This is a genomic window from Aliivibrio sp. S3MY1 (assembly GCF_028765575.1).
Lineage (GTDB): Bacteria > Pseudomonadota > Gammaproteobacteria > Enterobacterales > Vibrionaceae > Aliivibrio.
In genome coordinates this window covers 176,488-199,200 of record NZ_JARACO010000002.1, presented here as the reverse complement: position 1 = coordinate 199,200, position 22,713 = coordinate 176,488, and the positions used below count along the sequence as shown (strand labels likewise).

21 protein-coding genes, 1 tRNA gene and 2 pseudogenes are annotated in these 22,713 nt (G+C 36.4%); 18 read left to right on the top strand and 6 right to left on the bottom strand.

Translation table 11 applies throughout. The features are described from left to right. Positions 1 to 177: 177 nt before the first annotated feature. Complete coding sequence (locus PVK62_RS02665) at positions 178 to 1,062, top strand: putative PEP-binding protein (RefSeq protein ID WP_274444957.1); 885 nt, start codon at positions 178 to 180, stop codon at positions 1,060 to 1,062. Positions 1,063 to 1,130: 68 nt separating this feature from the next. Here PVK62_RS02665 and PVK62_RS02660 read toward each other — a convergent pair whose 3' ends face one another. Next, positions 1,131 to 2,483, bottom strand: a complete 1,353-nt coding sequence (locus PVK62_RS02660; protein WP_274444958.1) for a hypothetical protein — start codon at positions 2,481 to 2,483, stop codon at positions 1,131 to 1,133. An 89-nt stretch (positions 2,484 to 2,572) separates the two neighbouring features. Here PVK62_RS02660 and PVK62_RS02655 point away from each other — a divergent pair, with 89 nt between their 5' ends. Continuing rightward, the gene (locus PVK62_RS02655; protein WP_274444959.1) at positions 2,573 to 3,421 is read left to right on the top strand and encodes a CvfB family protein; all 849 of its coding nucleotides are present in this window, start codon (positions 2,573 to 2,575) and stop codon (positions 3,419 to 3,421) included. Between the two features lie 161 nt (positions 3,422 to 3,582). Here the strand turns inward: PVK62_RS02655 and PVK62_RS02650 are convergent, their stop codons facing one another. After that, positions 3,583 to 5,136 carry a diguanylate cyclase gene (locus tag PVK62_RS02650; RefSeq protein ID WP_274449332.1) on the bottom strand — a complete coding sequence of 518 codons (1,554 nt, stop codon included), beginning with the start codon at positions 5,134 to 5,136 and terminating at the stop codon, positions 3,583 to 3,585. Positions 5,137 to 5,333: 197 nt separating this feature from the next. Here PVK62_RS02650 and PVK62_RS02645 point away from each other — a divergent pair. The 7 genes from PVK62_RS02645 to PVK62_RS02615 all read left to right on the top strand — a co-directional run bounded on the left by PVK62_RS02645 (position 5,334) and on the right by PVK62_RS02615 (position 12,771). Then, positions 5,334 to 5,410, top strand: a tRNA-Val gene (locus PVK62_RS02645). 298 nt (positions 5,411 to 5,708) lie between these two features. Then, the gene (locus PVK62_RS02640; protein ID WP_274443090.1) at positions 5,709 to 7,037 is read left to right on the top strand and encodes a sensor domain-containing diguanylate cyclase; all 1,329 of its coding nucleotides are present in this window, start codon (positions 5,709 to 5,711) and stop codon (positions 7,035 to 7,037) included. Positions 7,038 to 7,373: 336 nt separating this feature from the next. Then, on the top strand, positions 7,374 to 7,805 hold the full coding sequence (locus PVK62_RS02635) for a LysM peptidoglycan-binding domain-containing protein (protein WP_274443091.1): 432 nt from the start codon (positions 7,374 to 7,376) through the stop codon (positions 7,803 to 7,805). Between the two features lie 249 nt (positions 7,806 to 8,054). Then, on the top strand, positions 8,055 to 8,906 hold the full coding sequence (locus tag PVK62_RS02630; RefSeq protein WP_274443262.1) for a MurR/RpiR family transcriptional regulator: 852 nt from the start codon (positions 8,055 to 8,057) through the stop codon (positions 8,904 to 8,906). Positions 8,907 to 9,036: 130 nt separating this feature from the next. After that, positions 9,037 to 10,398 carry a C4-dicarboxylate transporter DcuC gene (dcuC, locus tag PVK62_RS02625; RefSeq protein WP_274443092.1) on the top strand — a complete coding sequence of 454 codons (1,362 nt, stop codon included), beginning with the start codon at positions 9,037 to 9,039 and terminating at the stop codon, positions 10,396 to 10,398. Positions 10,399 to 10,461: 63 nt separating this feature from the next. Then, positions 10,462 to 11,715 carry a peptidase T gene (gene pepT / locus PVK62_RS02620; protein ID WP_274443093.1) on the top strand — a complete coding sequence of 418 codons (1,254 nt, stop codon included), beginning with the start codon at positions 10,462 to 10,464 and terminating at the stop codon, positions 11,713 to 11,715. 183 nt (positions 11,716 to 11,898) lie between these two features. Then, the gene (locus PVK62_RS02615; protein WP_274443094.1) at positions 11,899 to 12,771 is read left to right on the top strand and encodes a DMT family transporter; all 873 of its coding nucleotides are present in this window, start codon (positions 11,899 to 11,901) and stop codon (positions 12,769 to 12,771) included. Positions 12,772 to 12,852: 81 nt separating this feature from the next. Here the strand turns inward: PVK62_RS02615 and PVK62_RS02610 are convergent, their stop codons facing one another. Next, positions 12,853 to 13,116: a substrate-binding domain-containing protein gene (locus tag PVK62_RS02610; protein WP_274443095.1), complete on the bottom strand. Its 264-nt coding sequence runs from the start codon at positions 13,114 to 13,116 to the stop codon at positions 12,853 to 12,855. 18 nt (positions 13,117 to 13,134) lie between these two features. Between PVK62_RS02610 and PVK62_RS02605 the strand changes: the two are divergent. Further along, a pseudogene (locus PVK62_RS02605) lies at positions 13,135 to 13,332 on the top strand (helix-turn-helix domain-containing protein); the annotation flags it as partial. A gap of 81 nt (positions 13,333 to 13,413) precedes the next feature. Here the strand turns inward: PVK62_RS02605 and PVK62_RS02600 are convergent. Beyond that, positions 13,414 to 13,683, bottom strand: a pseudogene (locus tag PVK62_RS02600) (hypothetical protein); the annotation flags it as partial. Between the two features lie 104 nt (positions 13,684 to 13,787). On the opposite strand from PVK62_RS02600, the gene PVK62_RS02595 reads away from it, so the two are divergent. Continuing rightward, positions 13,788 to 14,780 carry an MBL fold metallo-hydrolase gene (locus tag PVK62_RS02595; protein ID WP_274443097.1) on the top strand — a complete coding sequence of 331 codons (993 nt, stop codon included), beginning with the start codon at positions 13,788 to 13,790 and terminating at the stop codon, positions 14,778 to 14,780. 66 nt (positions 14,781 to 14,846) lie between these two features. On the opposite strand, the gene PVK62_RS02590 is transcribed toward PVK62_RS02595, so the two are convergent. Beyond that, on the bottom strand, positions 14,847 to 16,769 hold the full coding sequence (locus PVK62_RS02590) for a hypothetical protein (protein ID WP_274443098.1): 1,923 nt from the start codon (positions 16,767 to 16,769) through the stop codon (positions 14,847 to 14,849). A 346-nt stretch (positions 16,770 to 17,115) separates the two neighbouring features. On the opposite strand from PVK62_RS02590, the gene yciA reads away from it, so the two are divergent. Continuing rightward, positions 17,116 to 17,526 (top strand): acyl-CoA thioester hydrolase YciA, encoded by a 411-nt coding sequence (yciA, locus tag PVK62_RS02585; protein ID WP_274443099.1) that lies wholly within the window; start codon positions 17,116 to 17,118, stop codon positions 17,524 to 17,526. 116 nt (positions 17,527 to 17,642) lie between these two features. Here the strand turns inward: yciA and PVK62_RS02580 are convergent, their stop codons facing one another. Then, entirely contained in the window at positions 17,643 to 18,095 is a 453-nt protein-coding gene (locus PVK62_RS02580; RefSeq protein ID WP_274443100.1) for a DUF417 family protein, read from the bottom strand. Positions 18,096 to 18,220: 125 nt separating this feature from the next. On the opposite strand from PVK62_RS02580, the gene PVK62_RS02575 reads away from it, so the two are divergent. The 6 genes from PVK62_RS02575 (at position 18,221) to PVK62_RS02550 (ending at position 22,672) form a co-directional block, all read left to right on the top strand. Next, entirely contained in the window at positions 18,221 to 18,781 is a 561-nt protein-coding gene (locus tag PVK62_RS02575) for a TetR/AcrR family transcriptional regulator (protein ID WP_274443101.1), read from the top strand. Between the two features lie 32 nt (positions 18,782 to 18,813). Beyond that, positions 18,814 to 19,194, top strand: coding sequence for a VOC family protein (locus tag PVK62_RS02570; RefSeq protein ID WP_274443102.1), 381 nt, complete (start codon positions 18,814 to 18,816; stop codon positions 19,192 to 19,194). Positions 19,195 to 19,364: 170 nt separating this feature from the next. After that, on the top strand, positions 19,365 to 19,949 hold the full coding sequence (locus tag PVK62_RS02565) for a glutaredoxin domain-containing protein (RefSeq protein WP_274443103.1): 585 nt from the start codon (positions 19,365 to 19,367) through the stop codon (positions 19,947 to 19,949). Next, the gene (locus PVK62_RS02560; protein ID WP_274443104.1) at positions 19,942 to 20,631 is read left to right on the top strand and encodes a TVP38/TMEM64 family protein; all 690 of its coding nucleotides are present in this window, start codon (positions 19,942 to 19,944) and stop codon (positions 20,629 to 20,631) included. The genes PVK62_RS02565 and PVK62_RS02560 overlap by 8 nt, the downstream gene beginning before the upstream one ends. A gap of 145 nt (positions 20,632 to 20,776) precedes the next feature. Then, the gene (locus PVK62_RS02555) at positions 20,777 to 22,213 is read left to right on the top strand and encodes an amidohydrolase (RefSeq protein WP_274443105.1); all 1,437 of its coding nucleotides are present in this window, start codon (positions 20,777 to 20,779) and stop codon (positions 22,211 to 22,213) included. 138 nt (positions 22,214 to 22,351) lie between these two features. Further along, positions 22,352 to 22,672: an SPOR domain-containing protein gene (locus PVK62_RS02550; RefSeq protein ID WP_274443106.1), complete on the top strand. Its 321-nt coding sequence runs from the start codon at positions 22,352 to 22,354 to the stop codon at positions 22,670 to 22,672. The last annotated feature ends 41 nt before the right edge of the window (positions 22,673 to 22,713 follow it).

Below are 22,713 nucleotides of genomic sequence, written 5' to 3'. Positions count from 1 at the left end.
GTAAGATAACGGAAAATTAAAAGGGATGAAACCCAAAATTTTTATAGGGAGGCAGAACAGTTAAGAAAAGTTAACGCATTGTATCGTTTAGACTTGAGTTGTTGCTCATGTATCGGTATGTTCAACATAAATAACATTAAATAATGAAAACGAATTACTGATTTTATTGGAGCAAGCATGACGGATACTATTTTACCAACGCTAACACGCATGGCGAGTTTGCCTTCTTATCAACCACAAAACGATTCAGAAGCATCACTTTATGTTTCAATTGCTGGATTAATTCAAGAGCATTTATTTTATCACCCAAAAGCGGTGATTAAAGCACCAGTAATGAGTGATATTGATGCTCAGAGTCTAGCTGCTATCATTGAAGGCGCAGCAGATGGTAAAGCCCACTTTGTTGATACATTAGCTGATGTGATTCTAGCGGCAACCAATGAATCAACGAAAGAGATCAAAATATTGTTTTCTGATGCCGACAGCGCAGCATTTGCAGGCTTACTTGCAGGTCAACTAGAAGCATCAGAGGCAAATCCAATCATGGGCGTTCGTGGTGTAACTCGTTTTGCCTCTGATGCAAGCTCTGAGCAATTTGCTTTAGAGTGTGCAGTGATTAAGAAAGTGATGGCGGCAACCACAGCAAGTGTGCAAATTGTCGTTCCATTCGTACGTAACTTAAGTGACGCTGCAACTATTATTGACCGCTTAGCTGTTTATGGTTTACCACGTGGCTTAAATGGTCTTAAAGTACATTTCGTGTGTGATGTACCAGCCGCAGCATTAATGGCCGATAAATTACTGCAATACTTTGATGGATTGGTTGTCAATGTAGATACACTAACTCAATTTACTTTAGGTGTAGATAAGCAAAATGAAGCGTTAGAGCATCACTTTGATCCACAAAACGATGCAGTACTTCACCTTGTTGGGCATGCAATTCAAGCCGCTAAAAAAGCAAAAAAACCAGTAGTTACTACGATTGATGAGCTTGCTCAAAACCCAAGAGTTCAAGAATTACTTGATCAGTTAAATGCAACAGACGTTGTCGTCACTGCATAATTTAGAACATAAAAAACGCCTTTAGTGTAAAGCTAAAGGCGTTTTTTTAGATTATTAAAAAGAGGTAATTAGTTTATATCAATCTTTTCAATATCTATGATTTTAGAGCGGTTAACTACAATTTTCCAACGGTGTAGCCGAGTACTGTAATCATCCATGGTTTCACGCACAATTAAATTAATTAAGTGTCGCTTCTCAACCGACTCCTTCGTCACTTGCCCTTCGTTTAAGTGATAGATCTTTTGAGACCCTTTTTCCATTAAACGTGCAATAGGGCGTAGATCAATCAGCATTGTTTCACGAGTTTGTTCATACCCACTCATAAACTTAGTAATTGCCATTTTAGTTTGGCTTTTATAAGAGAGAACGACCTCTTCACGCTGAACTACACGGTTTTTACGCAATTTCTGAATGTCACGGTCTAGCTCTGAGAATGTCATGTAATCAAGCCACTCTAGCTTTCTTCCCACATAAGTATTGGTGGTAGGGTCAAGATAGCGTTTACGCCATTTAGGCTGCCCTTTACGGATCCAACGCCACATTACATCACGCAAGTCATCTTTAAAGACCTCACGCATGGCATAGATAAATGAAACTGCAAAGATGAAAGAGGCGGTAATTTCACCCAAAAACCCACGTGCTTGGATCACCATTAGTGATACAAAGATCATCACAACCGCCGTTGCTCCGCCTTTAACCATTCGCTTGATGTGTTTGCCAAGCGCTAAGTTCTTTTCTTTAAGTACGATAGGGAACTCGATTAAACGACGTAACAGACGCATCTTATTTGACATCCGCGTCATGTCTTCTCGAGCTTTACTTGAGTTATAACTCTTATCTAGACGGTGCAGTGCTTCTTGCTCACAGATATCAACAAGGCGTTCTTTAACCAGCTTATAATCTTCATTTCTTGGCATATGAGCAAGTAAAGAAAGAAAACGCTGTTCAGTGTACCAAGACAAATAGTTATCGATATTGGCGTAGTAGCGTTTTAACGTGTCATCATAAGGTACGTTACGGCGTAACTTCCTAAGTATATCAATAGCCAGTTCGATTGCATCATTTACTTCTTGGTGAGTGATATCGTCCCGAGAGGTATCATTAAGTTGCAGTACGGCTTTTTCTAACGCAAGGGCGTATTGATAAGCGTATAAACTCAAACTTAAACGATATTGTTCAGTAGACAGGCGGCCACGTTGCGCGAGACGAGAGTGCACAAGGGGGAGGTGATTTTTATCACTGAAATACGTACGCTGGCTCTGAATTGAGTTGTAGTAAAACTCTGATTCAGAAACCATGTCTTTGTTTAAACCAAGCTCGCCGGGAATGAAAAGATACATTTCCAGTTCATGTTGCTTAGATTCTTCAACAATATGTGAGATTTTTAGTGATAAGCCATCTTTCTTACCAACTGTAATCACAGGAAATTCCTATAAAAATGGTAATTCATACAGCAAGCATATCAGAGTTCAGGTATAATCGCCGAGTATTTTATTTAGGAATTGAAGTAATGATTAAAATTGGTCAAATCAACAAATTAGAAGTAACAAAAACTGTAGATTTTGGTGTCTTTTTAGATGGCGATGATTATGGTTCTATTCTTCTTCCAAGTCGTTTTGTTCCAGAAGGCACAGAAGTAGGCGAAGCGCTTGATGTGTTTATTTATCTTGATTCAGAAAATGAAGTGGTTGCTTCAACAGAAACACCAAAAGCACAAGTAGGTCAATTCGGTTTAATGAACGTAATTGGCACAAACAGCATTGGTGCTTTCGTTGATTGGGGTATCGCTAAAAAAGACTTATTGGTTCCATTTAGTGAGCAACGTGGCCGCTTAAACGAAGGTCAATCTATCCTTGTATATGTATACATTGATAAAGCATCTAGCCGTATTGTTGGTACAACTCGTTTTAACAAGTGGTTGGATAATACACCTGCGAATTACGAGAAAGGTCAGCAAGTAGATATCTTAATCGCGGAACGTACTGATCTTGGCTACAAAGCCGTTATCAATGGCGAGCATTGGGGGTTAATCTTCCACTCAGATGTATTTGGTAAGCTTTTCATTGGTAAGCAACTTAAAGCGTTCATCGCAGAAATGCGTGAAGATGGTAAAATTTCACTTTCTCTACAGCGTCCAGGCGTAGCTCGTATGGATGATTTAAGTGAAAAAGTTATCGCAACGTTAGAGAAAAAAGAAGGCTTCTTACCGTTAACAGATAAATCATCTCCAGATGCGATCTTTACTGAATTTAGAACAAGTAAAGGTACGTTTAAAAAGACAATTGGTGGTTTATATAAAGCGGGTAAAATTACTATTGAAAAAGATGGTATCTATCTAGTAGCCGCTAAATCTGAATAAAAACAGATCATTGCCCTAAAAAATAGCCCGTAACGCTTCTTGATTACGGGCTTAGGGAAATGGCTCGATGAGCCTTGCGCTAATATAAATGGAGAACATACTTTATTTAGCGTAGTACAGCATCAATACTTGTCCAGTCTCCCTTTAGCTTTATGTCTCATTTATAACTCTTGGTAATGAACAACCTTATTGCGGCCCGTATTTTTTGCGTGGTATAGCGCTTTATCTGCTTGTTCAATCACATCATCTAACAACACGTTTGGCTTATTTATTGTTGTTATACCTGCGCTTAATGTGATGTTCTCATGTAACACATTATATTTATCTATATTTTTACGTATTTTCTCAGTAAATAGAATCGCTTGTTTTGGTTCACTTACGGTTGTAAATAATACAAACTCTTCACCACCATAGCGTGCCGCTAAAATATGCGGGTACTGTGAAATAGCCTTACCTACAATCGCAATGACTTTATCACCAACAATATGGCCATAGGTGTCATTAATGCGCTTAAAGAAATCAATGTCTAATAAGATAATAGAGTAAGGAGCAAACGTTGTGGGGTGATATTTATCACTGATCAGCTTTGATGCTGACTCATGAAAGGCTCTGCGATTTAGCAATCCTGTTAAATAGTCACAATTAAGAACGTTAACTAGTTTTCTATGGCGATGATTGAGCAACAGTAGCAGAACGATAATGATTGCGGTTAAACTTAGAATCAGTGCGAATAAACTATACAGTAGTGTACTTGTTGGACGATTAAGCTCATCACGAGAGATCCCAGAGACAATTGCCCAATCTAGATATGGATAATAGATATAAAGAACATCTTTTTGATAGGTGTTATTATCCATTGTTATCATATAAGTGTAATCTTCAACATTAGCCGTATGAAACGTTGCCTCTGATGAGCCATTAATTAAATTCATCTGCAAGCTATGGCGATTAGCAGATTGTCGGATTTTTTCAAGTAAACCATCCGCGTTTTCACCAATCAAGCTGCGTATGTTTTTTCCCTCATAACTAGGGTGAAGAATAAGCTCACCGGTTAAGTTAATAACGTAAACATACCCTGTTTTACCATATTGATATTTGCTTAACTTATTTTTTAAGATGGTTTTATCGATAAAATGTAGAAACTCATCTTTATAAGCACTTGCCGAGATCACATAATCAAGCTCTTCGATATAGATAGAATAAGCCAATTTTCTGCGCGGTTTTTCTTCCCCAGGGTTAGTCCATAAATACTCAACAAAATGATCATCATTATCGATTTGCTCTTGAACATGACGATACTCACTGACATTACGGCCCTGAAAAATAGGGTGGAACACGAGTTGGCCTTTAGAATTTAATATATAAGGGTAGCCAGTATCCCCAATTTTATTGGCGTTTATGTATGTTTGAATTAGTGCTGTTTTCTGTTCTTGTGTCAGCGAGGGAGATTTTTGAATTTGAGTAATAAACTTGGCAGAAGTGAGTACAATCCCTCTCAAATAGCGTTTTATTGATTCATTAAGGGCGGTATCAACAATATCGTAACTGGCTTCAATAGAGTTGTTGAATGCTTTAAATGAAGAGGTTCGGATCGTTTTCTCGACAGATTGAAAACTTTGAATGCTAAAAGTTAGCGAGATAATCGCAATGCCAATAAGTAATAGAACTAGAATAGGCTGTAAGAATTTTAGGTGATGGAAGCGAGATTGTGGCATGAGATAAATCCTTTTAACGGTAAACTAATTCTATTTTAAAAGGAGGCAACTAGCAAGTTGGGTCGTTTTTGAACGGTTTGGGCAATAAATAGCCAAACGATTGATAATCATAAAAAAAGGCTTGCAGAGATAAAAAGAAATCGATATTATCTATCTCGTTCTCAAGGAGAAGTTAATTACTTCCCGGTTAACGATTTGCCCGCTTAGCTCAGTTGGTTAGAGTACTTGCATGACATGCAAGGTGTCACTGGTTCGAGTCCAGTAGCGGGCACCACATTATACGAAAGAGCCCACCCAGTGTGGGCTTTTTTGTACCTGTAATTCCTTGTTTTATCAATCATTTAGCTATTTTTGTGTCCGCAGGCGTCCAGTTTTTATTCTGTATATATTTGAATTAAAGTATTGCCATAGATATATCAAAGAGGTTTTATACTATAAATTATTACCTATGAACTAATGTGAATATATTTATATATTGTAATTAAGAGTTATTGATTTTGTTATTTGATTAAAGCAGCTTGGTGGTTTTTTGTTATTGCGAGCTGTGGCTTAGTGTATTTATTGGATTGTTAATGTTAAATAAAGTAATTATCGTAGTTTCGTTTTTTTTCTCATTACTTGTAACTGAGTCTTTAGTTATTAGGTTGGTTGATGCAGATAATGAAAAACATTTTAATAAGGTTATTTTTGAATTAAATAAATCTATAGGATTAATATTTAATGATGCCGTAGTTTCTTCTGAAGTATTAAAAGAGGTAGTTAATTTATCTAAAGGGGGTGACTTATTATTAAGTGAGTTTAATCGTGTAAGTAAAGCTCTGTTGGATGATTATAATAATGTTAATTCAATACTATTACTTCCAAATGGAATCGTTTCCTATGTATACCCTTACGAAGAAAATAAAAATGCGATAGGGCATGATGTTTTAAATGATGAAAATCGTAAATTAGGAAGCTTAGAGTCTATTTTAAAAAAAGAAGTAGTTATAATTGGCCCTGTTAAACTAGTACAAAATGGTAAGCAAGCTTTTATTATTAGAAAAACCATTCTAAATGAAAATAACTTCTGGGGGTTTGTATCATCGATTGTATACTTAGATTCAATTATTGATAGTATTGATAATGTCCTTTTAGAACATGGGGTTGTTGATTATTCAATTGTTGGGTACAACCCAGATAACCTAAATGTTAATGAAAGAATGATTAGGTCTAAAGGGGATTTAAGTAATGAACCAATGAAGAGTAAAGTCCATGTATTTAATACTACGTGGGAAATATATATATCTCAAAACTCACCAAAATATAGCCTTGTATTTGCAGTGTTTATTTTCGTATCAATTGTATTTTTGATGGCGGCATTGCTTTTTAAATACATTAATAAGAATAAAAATAGTGAGAAAGAAAAACGGTTATTAGAAAATGAAGCTCATGCTGATTTTTTAACGGGGCTATTAAATAGACGTGGATTTGAAAATCGAATAAATATCCTTCAGAGTGGGAAGCTAATTTATGGTTCAATTGCTATTTTTGATATAGATTTTTTTAAAAAAATTAATGATACATATGGACATGATGTAGGTGATGAAGTTTTGGTTAAATTTACCAATATTTGCATGATGCTCTTACCTAGTGAATATATTCTTTCAAGGAGTGGTGGCGATGAGTTTATACTATTAATGCCAGAGTTAGATATAATAAGAGCAGAAGAGGTATGCGAGTGTTTGAGGCTTGAGATATATAAAGAAAAGTTCACGGTTAGTACTGCAGAATTAGAATTAACGACCAGTATTGGAGTGGCTTCCTATTCAAATATAGTAAATATTAGAAGTGCATTAAATATAGCAGATAAAGCGCTATATCTTGCTAAGAACAATGGTCGAAATCGAGTATTTACTTTTTAGAATTAAAAGAGGGTAGTATATCTCATTCAAAATCTGCCAGTGTTAACTCCTTCTGAAGTCATTGTGCTGTTGTTTTTTGTCCTTGTGTTACTCGTCTGTAAGGCTCGAGTATCAACAAGGGATGCGCTTGAGTATTTTTTAATAAGTAAAGTATGCTCTCCTATAGATTTTGAGTGACATCAAGTAAAATTACTGGGTTTCTTAATTATTTCAATGTTCAAATAGGCGAAAACAAGCAAAAATCATCAATAAAGCTATTTATTACTTGTACATACATTCTATTTTTATGACAATAGTAAAAGTTATTTATCAACTAGATGAAGTTGTGAGAAAAATATGAAACAGAAAAAAAATATAATTCTGCTAGCGTCGCTAATGTCTTCATTAGTTCTTACTGGTTGTGCTTCAAATGATGAGCTTATTGCCCAGCAAAAGAATCAGACAGAAAAAATGGGTACATTAGAATCAAAAGTTAGCACGTTAGAATCTCAGGTTGGTACATTAGAAGCTGAGCTACAAAAGCAAAAAGAAACGGACAGTGACATTTACCAAGCTGTACGTAAGTTAGATGTAGCGCAAGGCGAGCTAAAAGTACAAGCACAGCAACAAGCTGATGAAGCGGTGATGTACTACACGATCAAACAAGATGATACGTTATATAGCATTGCAAGAGAGCATGGGATCGCATTAGAAGATTTACTTCAACTAAATCCTAAAATTTCGGACCCTAAGCGTTTGCTTATTGGTGATGTGATTAATATTAAATAATTATATTTGCTTAGTTAATACTAAATCATGATAAAGGCCACTAAATGTAGTGGCCTTTTTTTTGCGATAAAATCAGGCATCTTCACTATTCACTTGCGTTTTATTAGCGTTATTTTAACAATATGTTAAATCCTTACTTTTTATATGCGTTTGTCACAATTTAAGTATGGGAAAATTTAATTCCCTTGAAAGTATCATGCCATTGGTGGAAATATGTCCCATAGATTACATATTTGGGAAATAATCCCCGTGGATAAAAAAGACTTCATTAATGCAGTAAATGGATTGGGGGCGCTAACCGAGGCAGAAAAGCGTATTACTCAGTATTTTATGAAGCATTACACCATGTTGCCATTTGCTAAAATTGATGAGCTATGCAAGCAAATAGGCGTAGGGAAGGCGACATTAGGACGTTTTCTACAGCATTTAGGTTTTAGCGGTTTTTTAGAGTTTAAAAAGCACGTTGCTGATGATTTAGCATTAACACTGACTACACCAGTAGAGCGCTATGAAACGCTTCAACCTACTGATAATAAAAATAATGTACTAAAAAATCATTATGATGAAGTCATGTCTAATATGACGAGAACCTTCGAGATGCTCTCTGAGGCTGACTTTGATCGTGCTATTGAATATATGCAAGATCCGAAAGGGAAGTTATACGTTATTGGTAGTGCGTCATCAGAGGCGTTAGCAAATTATTTTTACTTGTTAGCAAGATACTTACGTAAAGATGTGGTGTGGCTAAAAGCCGATATTTCAACATTACCGCATCAACTGGTAGATGTGAGTAAAGACGATATTTTATTTGCTATTTCTTATCATCGATTTTCAACCATAACGATACGTTTAGTTAAATGGTTCCATCAATTTGGTGGACGAATTATTTTAGTGACTGATCAGCCTGTAAACCCTTTTGTGGCTTATTGTGATATCCAGTTTGCTGTCGAGAGTGCAAGTGATGGCTTCTTTAATAATAGAGCCTCAGGGTTTGCATTAATTGAGGCTTTTATTAAAGGCTTATCGAAACAAAAAGAAAAAAACGATCGATTTCAGCGTATCGAAGGGTTATTTGACGAGTTTAGTATTTTTACTAAATAAAGATTTAATGAAATAAAATGAAAATATAACTGCTGTTATTTACTGGCAGGGAATTGTTGCACTTTTAATTTATGCTTATTTTATTTAATGAGCATCTCTATTCTATATTTATAATATAATGAGGTTTGTTATGATTACTTTTCTAGCGTTACCAATAATATGTGGTGTCGGGTATTTTATTATAAAAAAATACAATACTCAGGCGGTATTATTTCTGTCTGGTTTATTAATGATAGGTTTGGGTGTTCTTAATGGAACGACCGATTTTTTACCTAAAGGTGGCACACCAACAGGGTCGATCATTGTTGATTTTTTTGAAGTCATAAAAGTTATTTCATCATCAACCCTTGCGAAGCTAGGTCTTATCATCATGGCGGTTGGTGGTTTCTCTAAATACATGGGTCACATTGGTGCGGCAAATGCGATGGTGCAAATTGCGACTAAACCGCTTTCTTATATTAAAAACCCATATTTAGTGTTGGCATTTGCTTACATTATTGGTCAGTTGATCAATATCTTTATTCCAAGTGCTACAGGGCTAGCGTTGTTATTACTTATCGCTATGTATCCAGTGCTTGTTGGTGTTGGTTGTAACCCTGCAGCAGCGGCTGCGGTGGTCGCTACGACTGGTTGTTTAGATTTAGGTCCTGCGTCTTCTGCAGCAAACAAAGCGGCTGAAGTGTCTGGTATTGATGTAGCGACGTATTTTGCAAGTTACCAACTTCCAGTTGCTATGGCAGCAATGGCAGTGATTGCTGCTCTGCATTATGTTTGTCAGCGTTACTTTGATAAAAAAGACGAAGAGAAAGGCGTGACTCATGAGTTCAATCTTGATGCTAAAGAGCAACGTAAAGCGCCTAAGTGGTTCGCAATTTTACCTGTATTGCCATTATTGCTTCTATTAACCTTCAGTAAATTTGCGGTGACATCGGTTCGTATGGATGTAGTGACAGCTATGTTTATCTCTTTGTTTATCGCAATGGTGTGTGATTATCTTTATACCCGTGATGGCAAAGAAGTCGCGGCTTCTTTAAAGGTGTATTTAGAAGGCATGGGTAACGTATTTACTGGCGTGGTCAGTTTAATTATCTCGGCACAAGTATTCGTTACCGGTTTAACAACGATTGGTTTTATTGCTTTATTACTCGACTCTGCATCAAATATGGGATTAGGGTATTTAGCCATGGTTCTTGTTCTTGTGATTATCATTGTTCTTGTCACCATGCTGTCTGGTTCTGGTAACGCCTCATTCTTTAGCTTCTCAAACTTAGCACCAGATGTGGCTGCTCAAGTTGGTACGGCGGCAGCTCATGTTGCGCTTCCTATGCAACTAGCAGCAGGTTTAATGCGTTCAGCTTCTCCAGTTGCAGGTGTGGTTATTGCGTGTGCGGGTGTGGCAAACGTATCACCAATTGAGTTAGCTAAACGAACCATTATCCCAATGACGGGTGGTTTGATTACCGTACTAATTTGTTCACAGATTTTAGTGTGATGGTTGAACACATCGTATGTTATCGAATATTTATTGAGAATGAATAAAGCATTGGAGTTACCCATGGATATTATTGAACGTTTTTTAAGTTACACACGCATTAATACAACAACGAGCAGAGAGAAAGGCGCGGCGGGCATTATGCCTTCTTCTGATGGTCAAATGGTTCTTGCTCAATTATTAGCAAAAGAGCTGACTGCTTTAGGGATGGAAGACGTTGTTCTACGTGATACTGCAATATTGACGGCGACATTACCTGCAAATATAGAAACAAGCGAAGAGTCAAAACCTATTCCTACGGTTTCTTTCTTTGCGCATTTAGATACGAGTGCAGAGCAAAGCAATGATACAAAAGCACACATTGTGAATTATCAAGGCGGTGATATCTGTTTGAATGCAGGAGAAAATATCTTCTTAAAAGAGACTGAGTTTCCTGAATTAGTGGATTACATTGGCGATGATATTATTGTAACGGATGGAACAAGTTTATTAGGTGCTGATGATAAAGCCGCGATTGCTGCAATCATGAATGCACTGCAAGTGTTAAAGGCGAATCCTGATATTCCTCATGGAACGGTCAAAGTCGCTTTTGTTCCTGATGAAGAGCAAGGCTTACGAGGGGCTAAAGCGTTTAATGTAGAAAGCTTCGGTGCTGATTTTGGTTACACGCTTGATTGTTGTGGCATTGGTGAGTTTGTTCATGAAAATTGGAATGCCGGTGATGCAATCATTACGTTTACTGGGCAATCTGCACACCCAATGTCTGCAAAAGGGAAGCTAAAGAACTCGTTATTAATGGCTCATCAATTCATTAGTATGCTGCCAGGTGGTGAAGCGCCTCAATATACTGAAGGTCGTGAAGGCTATTATTGGGTGAAAGAGTTATCTGGCAACAGTGCTAAAACGATACTTAAAATGGATGTGCGCGATTTTTATAAAGATGGATATCGTGATCGCATGACATTTTTACAAAATCTGTCAGACAGCTGTGCGAAGTTATGGGGTGAGTCAAGTATCTCTATCAACCTAAGTGATCGCTATGAGAATGTAGCAAACAGTTTGGAAGGGGATGCTAGCTTTCCTATTACTATCGCCAAAGAATCGTATGAGAGAAATGGCATTACGATGAAGGCGGTGCCTATGCGTGGTGGCTATGATGGTGCGGTATTGTCACAGAAAGGATTACCATGTCCGAACATATTTACTGGGGCACATAACTTCCATTCTATTTATGAATATTTGCCAGTGAACTCATTAAAAGCAGCAAGTAATGTGGTGGTAGAGGTTATAAAGATCACGGCAGAAGGGCATAAATAATAAGGCTTTAGTGACAGCGTAACGCTTGTGGGCTAATAATATATTAAAGAGCACGTTGATAATTTCAATATGCTCTTTTTTTATTACGACTAAATGATAAATTAGTTTATAAATCTGTATGTCTCGCTTGATGCGTATTAAAATACCCACCATTTTCTGTCTTCATCACTATTAAGTGTCTTTATGCTAACTAAACTTCGTGCTGAGCCTGTTTTAATTATCACCACTCTTTTGGCTGGGGCTGGATGGGTTTTCTCAAAAGAGGCAATCCAAGAGCTACCTCCGTTTGCTTTTATTGGCATTCGTTTTGTTATGGCCTCACTGTGTTTATTGCCATTTTGTTTTAGTGCCTTGAAAAAAGCATTATGGCAAGATTGTCTTCGTTCTATGGGGGTTGGCGTATTACTTTCTTCAGCCTTATTTTGTTGGATACATGCAATATCAATCAGCGACACTTTAGGTAAAGGGGCATTTATTATGAGCCTCTCTATGCTATTTGTTCCTTTACTTGCTTGGCCACTGTTTGGTAATAGGCCTCCAAGAGCATTTTGGTTTGCGTTGCCAATTGCTATTTCTGGCCTGTTCTTATTAGCATGGAATGATGGGTGGAATGTATCGGCAAGTCAAATATGGTTTATCTGTGCAGCAATAGGTCTTGCGACACATTTTAATTTTAACAGTAAGTATTCGGCCAGTTTACCGACGATTTTATTAACGACATTACAACTATTTACGGTTGGTTGCTTGGGTGTCGTGTTATCACTTTTATTAGAAACATGGCCACAAGAGGTGAGCCTAATTACGTGGAAGTGGGTCGTATTAAGTGTGTTGCTTGCAACGAGTCTGCGCTATTTATTGCAAACGATAGGGCAGAAATGGGTAACACCGACTAATGCGGCCATCCTAATGTTACTTGAACCTATCTGGACAATGCTACTTAGTGTTTGGATATATGATGAATCGATGCCGTTAAATAAACTGGTTGGTTGTGGTTTATTGCTTCTGTCTTTGATTTTCTATCGCTTTAGTCAAGTGAGGCATAAGTTGCGTGGATAGTGCATATTTGGGCTTGTAATTACATATTACTAACCCAAATATTTCTCTTTTATATGTGATTTTTATTTATAAAACAGATGACTAAGCTGAATCACGAGCAATTAATTCTGGGTTTAAAATTAAACTTTGAGGTGCGCTGTCTTTATTGTTGATTTGATGAATTAATCGATGTCCTGCTTGTCGACCAATGTCTCGAATAGGGGATGATACAAAGGTGAGTGATGGTTGAATTAATTCAGCTTCAGGCACATCATCAAATCCTATGATAGCGATTTTAGCCGCTTGCATATTATCTGGCCCAACAAAGTCAATTTGTTGTCCTACTTTGGCTCGAGCTACACACACTATCGGTAAATTTAAATCTTTAATGATTGGCGGCAGAGAGCAAAATTAGTTAAAGCAATGACACTATTGAAAGAATCCATAAGTATTAATGAAATAGCGTATCAGCTTGGTTATAGCCAAGGGTCTTCTTTTATTAAAATGTTTCGAAAGCATACTGGAGTAACTCCGGAACAATTTAGAAAGCAAAATGAAACGCTAACAGTGGGAGATAATTAGGATATTCACTCAGTTGCTTGGCCTATTATTGGGGGCCGTTCATTAAGCGGCTTTTTTGTTTTAGAGATTATGGTAATTCACTTAACTACTCAACGCTACTTTAATTCGCTGAATCACTTGAACGAGTACTTCATGAGGGCAACCTAAGTTTAAGCGAATAAAGCCAGAACCTTGAGCATCTAAATGTGCTTTTAACTCTTGATTTGGGAGCATTAAATTAGAAATACGCACTGAAGACAAACCAAATGTTTTACTCGCCTCGGTAGCTACAATCAGTTTTTGTTGCAGTGCATCTGGTAATGACAATGCTGAATGGTAAATGTTATCTCCCATTGATAAATTACCCCAGATAATTACTTTCTTATCAATAGTATTAAATATTTAATACACCATTTAATTATCTCATTGTATTATCTGACTGAGCACAAGGGTGTGCAATAGTATTAAGGTTAGCTATGTTTAAAAATAAATTGGCAGTGTTATTTACGTGTTTGTCTGTATTTTCTTTTTCGGCTCAATCAGCGAGTTTTGATACCGTTACGTTAGGGAGTAAAGGAGGGATCCAAGACGGTAATTTAACAGCTTTTTTAATTAAAAGTGAGGCTGATTCTCATTTTGTCATGCTTGATGCAGGCTCTGTTGTTAATGGGTTAATTGTTTCAGAGCAGAAAGGTGCGTTTAAAGATATTACCGTACCAGATGACTCTCCCTATACAAAAGTAGGTTACTTATTAAAGGATAAGATTAAGGGCTACTTTATTAGTCATGCGCATTTAGACCATGTTGCGGGTTTAATTATCTCTTCTCCTGATGACAGTAAAAAACCGATCTATGGATTAGAAGCGACAAATAAAGATCTTATGAAGAATTACTTTAATTGGTCAGCATGGCCTAATTTTGGTAATAAAGGCGATGGTTTTAAATTGAATAAATACAATTATGTGGATCTTCAACCAGGTGTTTGGAGTCCGATAGCTGAAACAACAATGAGTGTGATGTCATTGCCTTTGTCTCATTCTGGTGGGCAATCTACGGTATTTATTCTAAAAGATAGTGAAGGGGATGTATTTGCTTATTTTGGTGATACAGGGCCTGATGAAGTAGAGAAAAGTTCGGCAATGAAAACGACGTGGTCTGCTTTAGCTCCTTTTGTAAAACAAGAGAAGTTAAAGGGGATTATTATTGAAGTTTCTTTTACCAACGAAACTCCAGATAAATCTTTATTTGGACATTTAACGCCAAACTGGTTAGTTAAAGAATTAAGTGTGCTTGAAGGAATTAATGGTAAAGGCTCTTTAAAAGATCTAAACGTAGTCATAAGTCACATCAAATACAGCTTAAAGAATAGTGAAGATCCTAAAGTGATTATCAAAAAGCAGTTAGCAGAAGCAAATAATTTAGGTGTAAACTTTATTTTTCCTGAGCAAGGTGATTCATTGCAGTTTTAAAAAAGTCATTGTAAAAGTGGATATGGTCAATACAAAGACCATATCCACGCATTTGTTTTTTATCTCTTAAATCGTCGTTTCTATTTTTTTAAGCACGGCGATCTCATTGGGTACATCAATGTTATAAATATGTCCTTGGTCAGTATAAATAGTAAACCCCGTTTTATGTGGGAATACTTTATCAACTTTCCCAGGTAATTTTATATTTGTTAAACCAGCACCAAGCTCTTTAAATCCCCAGGAGTTAAGGATAAAGTGAGGAGAGGATTCTCGCTTTGCTTCTTCTGTTAATAAATAAGCGCCTTCATTTGATGTGAAAGAGGTAACATTATCTGGAGATGCTTTTATAAATGCATCAGAGAACCCTACATGACTCGGTCTATTTTGGTCATAATAATAATATTTAATATATTTACCAAATTGTATCTCGGCTGTAATATCCCATACTCCTTGCCATGAAGTAATATCACCATCTTGTCGTATGGTTGAATACCCGTTTGTGTTTGTTTTTATATCTACGATATTGGTTAATTCATTTGCATGGTTAACTTTATCTGAGTAAATATTACCTCCACTGAAGATAGTTCCCCATGTAATAACATCACCATCAAGAGTTAACGCCGCGAAAGAACCAGACGCGCCAACGATTTTTTTAACATTGGTCAGCTCAGTATCTAATTTATGCTCAGAGTGTTTTTTTTCTGGTGAATAATACGCAGGAATAGACACTTGCTCATAACCTCGGCCACATATCGGATCATAAGCTGGTTCATAATCAGGATCATATATATCGCTTGAGTCATAGTCAGGTACATCATTTTTTACAGGTACGCATTTCTTACTGGTTTTAAAGTAAGTTTGCTCAAAACTATAATAATCATAGATGAATTCACCACCTTGAGTTCTGCTTCCCCAAGCACCAACGGTTCCATCTAGTCTAAGAAAAGCAAAAGCACTATCATTTGCAATAATAGTCTCTACATTTTGGCTAACTAATTCACCTTGTGCTTTTGCTAGTTTTCCCCATCGATATAGATTGCCTTGATCAGTTAAAAGCGCGTAGTTACCTTTATAATCGTATTTTAGCTCTACAAGATTATTTATATCGCCTTGTATATCACTGCATGATATTTTTCCGCTATCTTCAATTAAGCAAGCTTTATCTTCTTCAGTTTGAATAATAGTACTGCTTTCACTCGTTAACATATCAATACAATTATCGATAGTTAACTTTTTAGTTGTGCCTTTAGAACTACCAATAATATAAACATTGCCTGTATTGGTTAATATTGAAAAATAGTTATTTGCAGAAGTGACTTTTTTAACTCCTTCAGCGTTGATAGCATCAATTAAATCAACATTATCTTTTATTTTTGGACCCCAAAGGTAGAAGTCACCATTATTTTTTATACCAGAGAAGGCATTAGCATGTGCATAGATGGCGATAAACTGATGATTATCTATAGATGGAATTTTTTCAAAGCGTCTTTCTGCTTGATAAGCGTATTCTCCATCGAGGATATGATTCCATTCTATAACTTGACCAGTATTAAGAAGAGTCACTTTACTATAACTATTTTCAACTTGTTGAATAGGAAATACCTTAGTAAATGTTTTAATGAATGGCTCGGTTACTTGTTCTTTATAATTAAGTTGAGCTGATACAACAATAGGCAAAAGGTGTTCATTTTCTTTCAACAGATATTCACAATCATTTGAAACAGTAATGTTATCTATCATCCAATTGCAAGATATGGTTTCTGAACCATCTGTAATATTATCTGTAGAAAAGACTATTTTTAAATGATCTTGGTTAGAGTAATCATTTATTTTGTCTGGATAAATAATTGACTTTAAACTGATGCCATCAAGATTTACTATTTTTTCTGGCGTTGTTACATGATTAACTACGGTTTTATTGTCGGTGGAGCTGTCACCACCACACCCAAATAAAGATAAAGCAAGCAAAGCAGTCAAGGTATATTTCATAATATGTAATTCTATTCTAATTTATATAATTATATGTTCAGATTATGAACAAGCAGCGTTATTATCGACATGCTACATTAAGGCTATTATTTATAAGTGCCTTTTGGTGAATAGTATTTTATAAGTGAGGTAAATACTAGATATAAATCACTTCACTTGGTGAATGTAAAAGTAATTGAAAATGATAATACAAAACCTTTTGTATATTTAATTATTGTAGGCTTAAGGGTAAGGTGGCTACTATTGAATTCATTGTGAGGATAAATTCTTTATTAGAGTGAATACCTCTGACGATAGTTTAAAAATGTGATATCTTTCACGAAATTACTTTGTATGGATAATCGTTTTGAGTACTGAGTTAAACACTAACCAAACACCTAAAGGGCAGCTTCTTCTTCGAACTCTTTCTATGCCTGCAGATACTAATGCTAATGGTGATATTTTTGGTGGCTGGATTATGTCTCAGCTTGATTTAGCTGGTGCAATTTTAGCACAAGAAATATCAGGTGGGCGTATTGTGACGGTTTCAGTGTCTAGCATTACATTTAAAAAGCCAGTAAGTGTTGGTGATGTGGTTTGTTGCTATGGTGAATGTATCAAAATTGGACGAACGTCTATGTCGATTGATTTAGAAGTGTGGGTTAAACCAATTAAAGAAGACGAAGTTAGTCATCGTTTTCAAGTCTGTGAAGCAACATTTAACTATGTAGCAATAGATTCAAGCGGTAAACCAAGATCAATTCCTAAGCATTTATAAATATATGTGATTGGATTGGTCTTAAGTAGAGCTTACACATGCAAGGGTGATCTCTGCTTAACATCAAAAAATATAACAGCCCGCTTAATAAGGATAGAGCAGGCTGTTTTTATTTATTATAGGTATTTTTTATTATGCTCAATCACCAATAGTGATACAGAGATAAACACAATATCTTTAAGTAAAAAGAAGCTGGTTGTTAGCACACCATCAACAACTTTCCATGTGTTAGGTGTCGTTGCTAAGAAGCTAAGCGTCGCAATAAAAGTAAGTAGGGCAAGAATGCCGGAATAGTAACCAACCTTAGGCTTAACAAAGCCAGCAATAAGTCCTATAGCTATCACGATTTCAGTTAATCCAATGATATTTGATACCATTTGTACTGACATAAACCCATATATCCAACCCATTAAAGGGTGATTTGCTACCAAGGGTTCGATAGCTGCCGCTTCTGTTGGGGTAAATTTAAAAATACCTATCCAAAGTAGGGTAAGTACGACACCAAAGACCCCAATTTTATAACCTAACGAGGTTTCTGCTGAGATTGCTTTACAAGTTTTAGTATTCATTTTCATCTCCTGATTAATAAACTAAACCGTTTAGTTTAATTTAACGTTTATTTTGACCCTGTCAATCAATTTTTGAACTAAACAGTTTATTTTGCTAAAATCACAGCATTAATGGAGGGTGGTGTATGAAAGAAGAAAAAAGAGTAAACGCACTAAAAAAGACGATAGAACTGTGCGCAATACATGGTTTTCATGGTACAAGTATGGATAAAATTACCGCAGCGACGGGGTTATCTAAAGCGACCATTTATAAGTATTTTCAATCTAAAGAGAATTTAATTGCCAACGCATTGGATTTGTTTGGCCAGCAGTCTCTTTCTTACGTTCAAGCTTTGTATGAAAATACAGATCTAACATTAGAAGAAAAAATAGCGCTGCGTTTTGAAGGTCTTGCAGGGTATATTGATATTGAATCATTTAATGGCTGCTATTTTCAACTGGCATACAGTGAATACAGCAGTGAAGATCAAGGTATTACTGAGGTAAGTGCGCAGTATAAACAACGGACTCAAGAACTATTGATTGAGTTGTTTAAAAGACACAATATTGTAGATGCAGAGTTAAAGGCTAAAAAAGTAGGATTAGTTTATAACGGATTATTGGCTTCGTTACAGCTAACAAAAGATGTAAAGCTTATTAAATTAGCCCATCAAATGTTTTTAGATATTATCTTTACCTCTGAATAATGTTTACGCTTTTGTTTCATAGGGAATGAATCATGAAAGTTGCACGTTTAGATCATCTAGTATTAACCGTTAAAGATATTGAAGTGACGAGTCGGTTTTATTCAAACGTGCTTGGAATGGATATGACCACCTTTGGTGAGGGCAGGGTTGCCCTTACTTTTGGTGAGCAAAAGATAAACCTCCATCAACTAGGAAATGAGTTTGAACCCAAGGCGGAACAGGTTCAAAGTGGCAGTGCTGATCTGTGTTTTATCACTCATATGTCAATTTGTGAGGTTCAAAGCCATATTGCGTCACAAGGCGTAACTATTATTGATGGCCCAATCCAACGAACAGGTGCGATAGGTAAGATAATATCAGTTTATTTGCGAGATCCTGATGGTAATTTAATTGAACTCTCTAACTATTTATAACTCCTATTAAATAGACGTGTTACTACATCTCAAAACTATTTTTCTTAGCATATACTTATATCCTGCAATATAAATGGATCATAAAGGTTGACTTAAGTTGAAATTCAACTAAATTAAACTAAACGGTTCAGTTTAATTTTAATAATCAGTTTGCTGATAGGGGAGTCACAATGAAACCAATAAAAATCACATTATATCGCTGGGCAGGCAGTTGGGGTCCATTCAAAGTAAACATCCCTTGTGGGGAATGCACTTTAACTAAAGATATTCTTCAAGATACTTTTGAGACAGAGCTTGCAGGCATTCCTATTGAGCTTGAGGTTAAAGATTGGTTATCCCATTGGTGGGAGCCTTTAAAACTTAAAGCATGGCACGCACCAATTATTATTGTTGAAGACAAAGTGATTAGCCAAGGTGAAGCATTAAATCGTGGTGTTTTAGTTCAATCAGTGATCGCTCAAGTTGCTAAGCGTGATGATATCAAAGGCAATGTAGTGTTTGGTAAGGCGACGTGTCCATATTGCATTAAAGCGAAAGCCGCATTAGATGAGGCGGGAGTTGACTATATTTATCACGATGTGGTGAAAGACAGTGCTTCTTTATATCGTATGATCCCAGAGGTTAAAGCCATTATTGGTGAGAAAACGCCAGTGACGGTACCTCAAATTTGGTTGGATGGTAAATACGTAGGTGGTTTTGATGAGCTAAGTAAAATCATGAATACCAATGTAACAACAGGAGAGCACTATGAATAAGAAAGTGATATTACTTGTCGCTCTTTTGATCTCGTTTTCTGTGGTTTATTTTAATTTTGGACACTTGTTAACGTTAGATCAGGTAAAAGCCTTTCATCAAAACGTACAAAGTGACATACAAGCTAATTTGTTGATCTACAGTGCCATTTATTTTATCTCTTATGTGGTAGTTACGGCACTTTCTATTCCTGGTGCGGCTGTTGTTACCTTGCTTGGTGCTGCCCTGTTTGGTTTTTGGTGGAGTTTATTGCTCGTATCGTTTGCGAGTAGTATTGGGGCAACGATTGCATTTCTAAGTAGCCGCTACTTATTAAGAGAGTGGGTAGACAGTAAGTTTAAAGATAAGTTGGTAGCGATTAATGAAGGTGTGGAAAAAGACGGGGCGTTTTATTTGCTGACATTACGCTTGATCCCTGTGTTTCCGTTCTTCTTAATCAATCTATTAATGGGATTAACTAAAATATCGGTAGGTCGTTTTTATCTATTTAGTCAGTTAGGTATGCTGCCTGGGACAATGGTATATTTAAATGCGGGTACGCAATTATCAGAAATAACCTCGCTGTCTGGGCTAATATCACCGCAGATATTAGGTTCACTAGCCTTGCTTGGTTTATTCCCAATAATGATTAAGTTTGTTATGGCACAAATTCAAAAGCGCCGCTCTCAAGTAAAAGAGAAGTAAATAGAGAGACCTATCCCACACTATTATGGTTTGATAGGAAGAGTTATCTCGTAATTATTTAAGTTATCAATTAAATTAACCAAAGAAGAAGCATTTTCCCCAATGCTTCTTTTTTTATTTGTGGGGGCATGATTAAGGTTTAGGAATGAAGCTTAAAAGCTTGGTATTAAGTATTAGCGCCATCTTGTTATCGGGTTGTGGAGCGACAGCAAAACAACAAGAATATAATGCAGATTTGATCATCAATAACGGACAAGTGTTAACCGTAAACGCCGATATGCAAGTGATTGATGATGGTGTCGTGGTGGTTAAAAACGATAAAATTATTGCAGTAGGTGATGCGACATTACTAGAACAATATTATGCGCCAAAAAATATAGATGCGAATGACGGCATTGTAATGCCGGGAATGATTAATGCTCATAACCACCTTCCGATGATTGCATTTCGTGGTTTAGGTGAAGAAGGCATTTCTAATCGATTATTTGCCTACTTCTTCCCATTAGAAGCGCAAAAGTTAAGTCGTGAATTAATTTATAATGCCACTAAGCTCGGTGCTATCGATTTAGCGCAAAGCGGCGTTACCACTTATGCCGATATGTATTACCACATGGATGAAATGGCCAAGGCGACCAAAGAAGTTGGATTAAGAGCCGTACTGGGCGAAACCGTTATTAAATTCCCAGTAGTGGATGCTAAACAACCGTATGGTGGTATTCAATATGCTCAGTCATTTATTGAAGAATATCAAAATGATCCGTTAATTACGCCAGCTTATGCACCTCATGCCGTGTACACAGTAAGTAAAGAAAAGCTTCAAGAGATCAATCAGCTTTCTCAAGATTATGATGTGCCTGTTTTAATTCATGTGGCTGAATTTCCAAATGAAGAAACAAGAATTAAAGATCCAACCAAAGCGAGCTCTCCAGTTGAATATCTTGAAGAGATTGGTGTACTGGACGAACGAATGGTGATTGCTCATGGCATTCATTTATCTCAACATGATCAAGCGTTATTAAAGCAAGCTGATGTTGGTGTGGTTTATAATCCAATGGCGAATGCGAAAGGCGCAACAGGTATTGCTCCTGCTTGGGATATGTTCCGTGAAGATATGCGAATTGGTTTAGGGACAGATGGACCGATGAGCTCAAACCAAGTGGATTTATGGCGTACCTTAAGTTATGCCGCCAATATGCAGCGTTTAAAACACTCAGATAGAACCATCATGATCCCAGAACAAGTGATCGAGATGGCAACCATGGGGGGTGCAAAAGCGTTACACATGGAAGATGAAATTGGGTCTTTAGAAGTTGGAAAGAAAGCGGATATCATTATTGTTGAAACTCAATCCGCGAATATGATGCCAAGTTATGATCCATACGCAACATTGGTTTATCAAGCCAATCCAAGTAATGTAGAAACAACGATCGTAAATGGCAAAGTGGTCATGGAACAGCGTCAGATGCAGACCATTCAACTGGATGATATTCGACAAAGTGTTGAAGCGTTTGAATCCGATATTGCTGATTTTGCCAAAGAACTGTCTAAAAAAGCGATAAAATCAAAAAGTTTAATGGATTAGAGTTATATAAAAGCTTGATTTTTATATGCTTAGTTAGGCTCTAAAAGATTCTTATTTTATGGATAGAATAAGATGATTGTTTCCCTTATTATTCAACTTTAAATAGGTTATCGGATAAATAGGGTGTTTAAGTATTTATTGCTAGTAGGTGTACTTTTTAGTGGGACTTCTTTTAGTCGTGAATTGTTTGAAAAAGAAGCTGAAAACAACAAAGATGTGATATATCGAGTTCAGGCTTATGCTTTTTCATCCATGCCAGAACTAAATTATAAAGAGTGTAGTAGTAATATATTGACGCTATATAAAATAGAAGATACGTATTATTTAGTGACTGACTTTACGACCTATGAAAATGCAAAAGACATAGTAAGTTTTTTAAGAGTAGAGTGCGGATTAAAATCATGGATCCGACCTCAAGCGATGGATTTGTCATTTACTCAGGATAACCGAGCTTACTAATAAAATGGGCAAAGGTATTTATTTACTTTTGCCCATTTTTA

Excerpts from the sequence above, each read along its gene's own strand:
- PVK62_RS02665 (WP_274444957.1), top strand. The coding sequence starts at position 178 with ATGACGGATACTATTTTACCAACGCTAACACGCATGGCGAGTTTGCCT.
- PVK62_RS02590 (WP_274443098.1), bottom strand. The coding sequence starts at position 16,769 with ATGAAATATACCTTGACTGCTTTGCTTGCTTTATCTTTATTTGGGTGT.
- PVK62_RS02640 (WP_274443090.1), top strand. The coding sequence starts at position 5,709 with ATGTTAAATAAAGTAATTATCGTAGTTTCGTTTTTTTTCTCATTACTT.
- PVK62_RS02560 (WP_274443104.1), top strand. The coding sequence starts at position 19,942 with ATGAATAAGAAAGTGATATTACTTGTCGCTCTTTTGATCTCGTTTTCT.
- PVK62_RS02595 (WP_274443097.1), top strand. The coding sequence starts at position 13,788 with ATGTTTAAAAATAAATTGGCAGTGTTATTTACGTGTTTGTCTGTATTT.
- PVK62_RS02570 (WP_274443102.1), top strand. The coding sequence starts at position 18,814 with ATGAAAGTTGCACGTTTAGATCATCTAGTATTAACCGTTAAAGATATT.
- PVK62_RS02650 (WP_274449332.1), bottom strand. The coding sequence starts at position 5,136 with ATGCCACAATCTCGCTTCCATCACCTAAAATTCTTACAGCCTATTCTA.
- dcuC (WP_274443092.1), top strand. The coding sequence starts at position 9,037 with ATGATTACTTTTCTAGCGTTACCAATAATATGTGGTGTCGGGTATTTT.
- PVK62_RS02565 (WP_274443103.1), top strand. The coding sequence starts at position 19,365 with ATGAAACCAATAAAAATCACATTATATCGCTGGGCAGGCAGTTGGGGT.
- PVK62_RS02580 (WP_274443100.1), bottom strand. The coding sequence starts at position 18,095 with ATGAATACTAAAACTTGTAAAGCAATCTCAGCAGAAACCTCGTTAGGT.
- PVK62_RS02615 (WP_274443094.1), top strand. The coding sequence starts at position 11,899 with ATGCTAACTAAACTTCGTGCTGAGCCTGTTTTAATTATCACCACTCTT.
- PVK62_RS02635 (WP_274443091.1), top strand. The coding sequence starts at position 7,374 with ATGAAACAGAAAAAAAATATAATTCTGCTAGCGTCGCTAATGTCTTCA.
- PVK62_RS02555 (WP_274443105.1), top strand. The coding sequence starts at position 20,777 with ATGAAGCTTAAAAGCTTGGTATTAAGTATTAGCGCCATCTTGTTATCG.
- PVK62_RS02655 (WP_274444959.1), top strand. The coding sequence starts at position 2,573 with ATGATTAAAATTGGTCAAATCAACAAATTAGAAGTAACAAAAACTGTA.
- pepT (WP_274443093.1), top strand. The coding sequence starts at position 10,462 with ATGGATATTATTGAACGTTTTTTAAGTTACACACGCATTAATACAACA.
- PVK62_RS02575 (WP_274443101.1), top strand. The coding sequence starts at position 18,221 with ATGAAAGAAGAAAAAAGAGTAAACGCACTAAAAAAGACGATAGAACTG.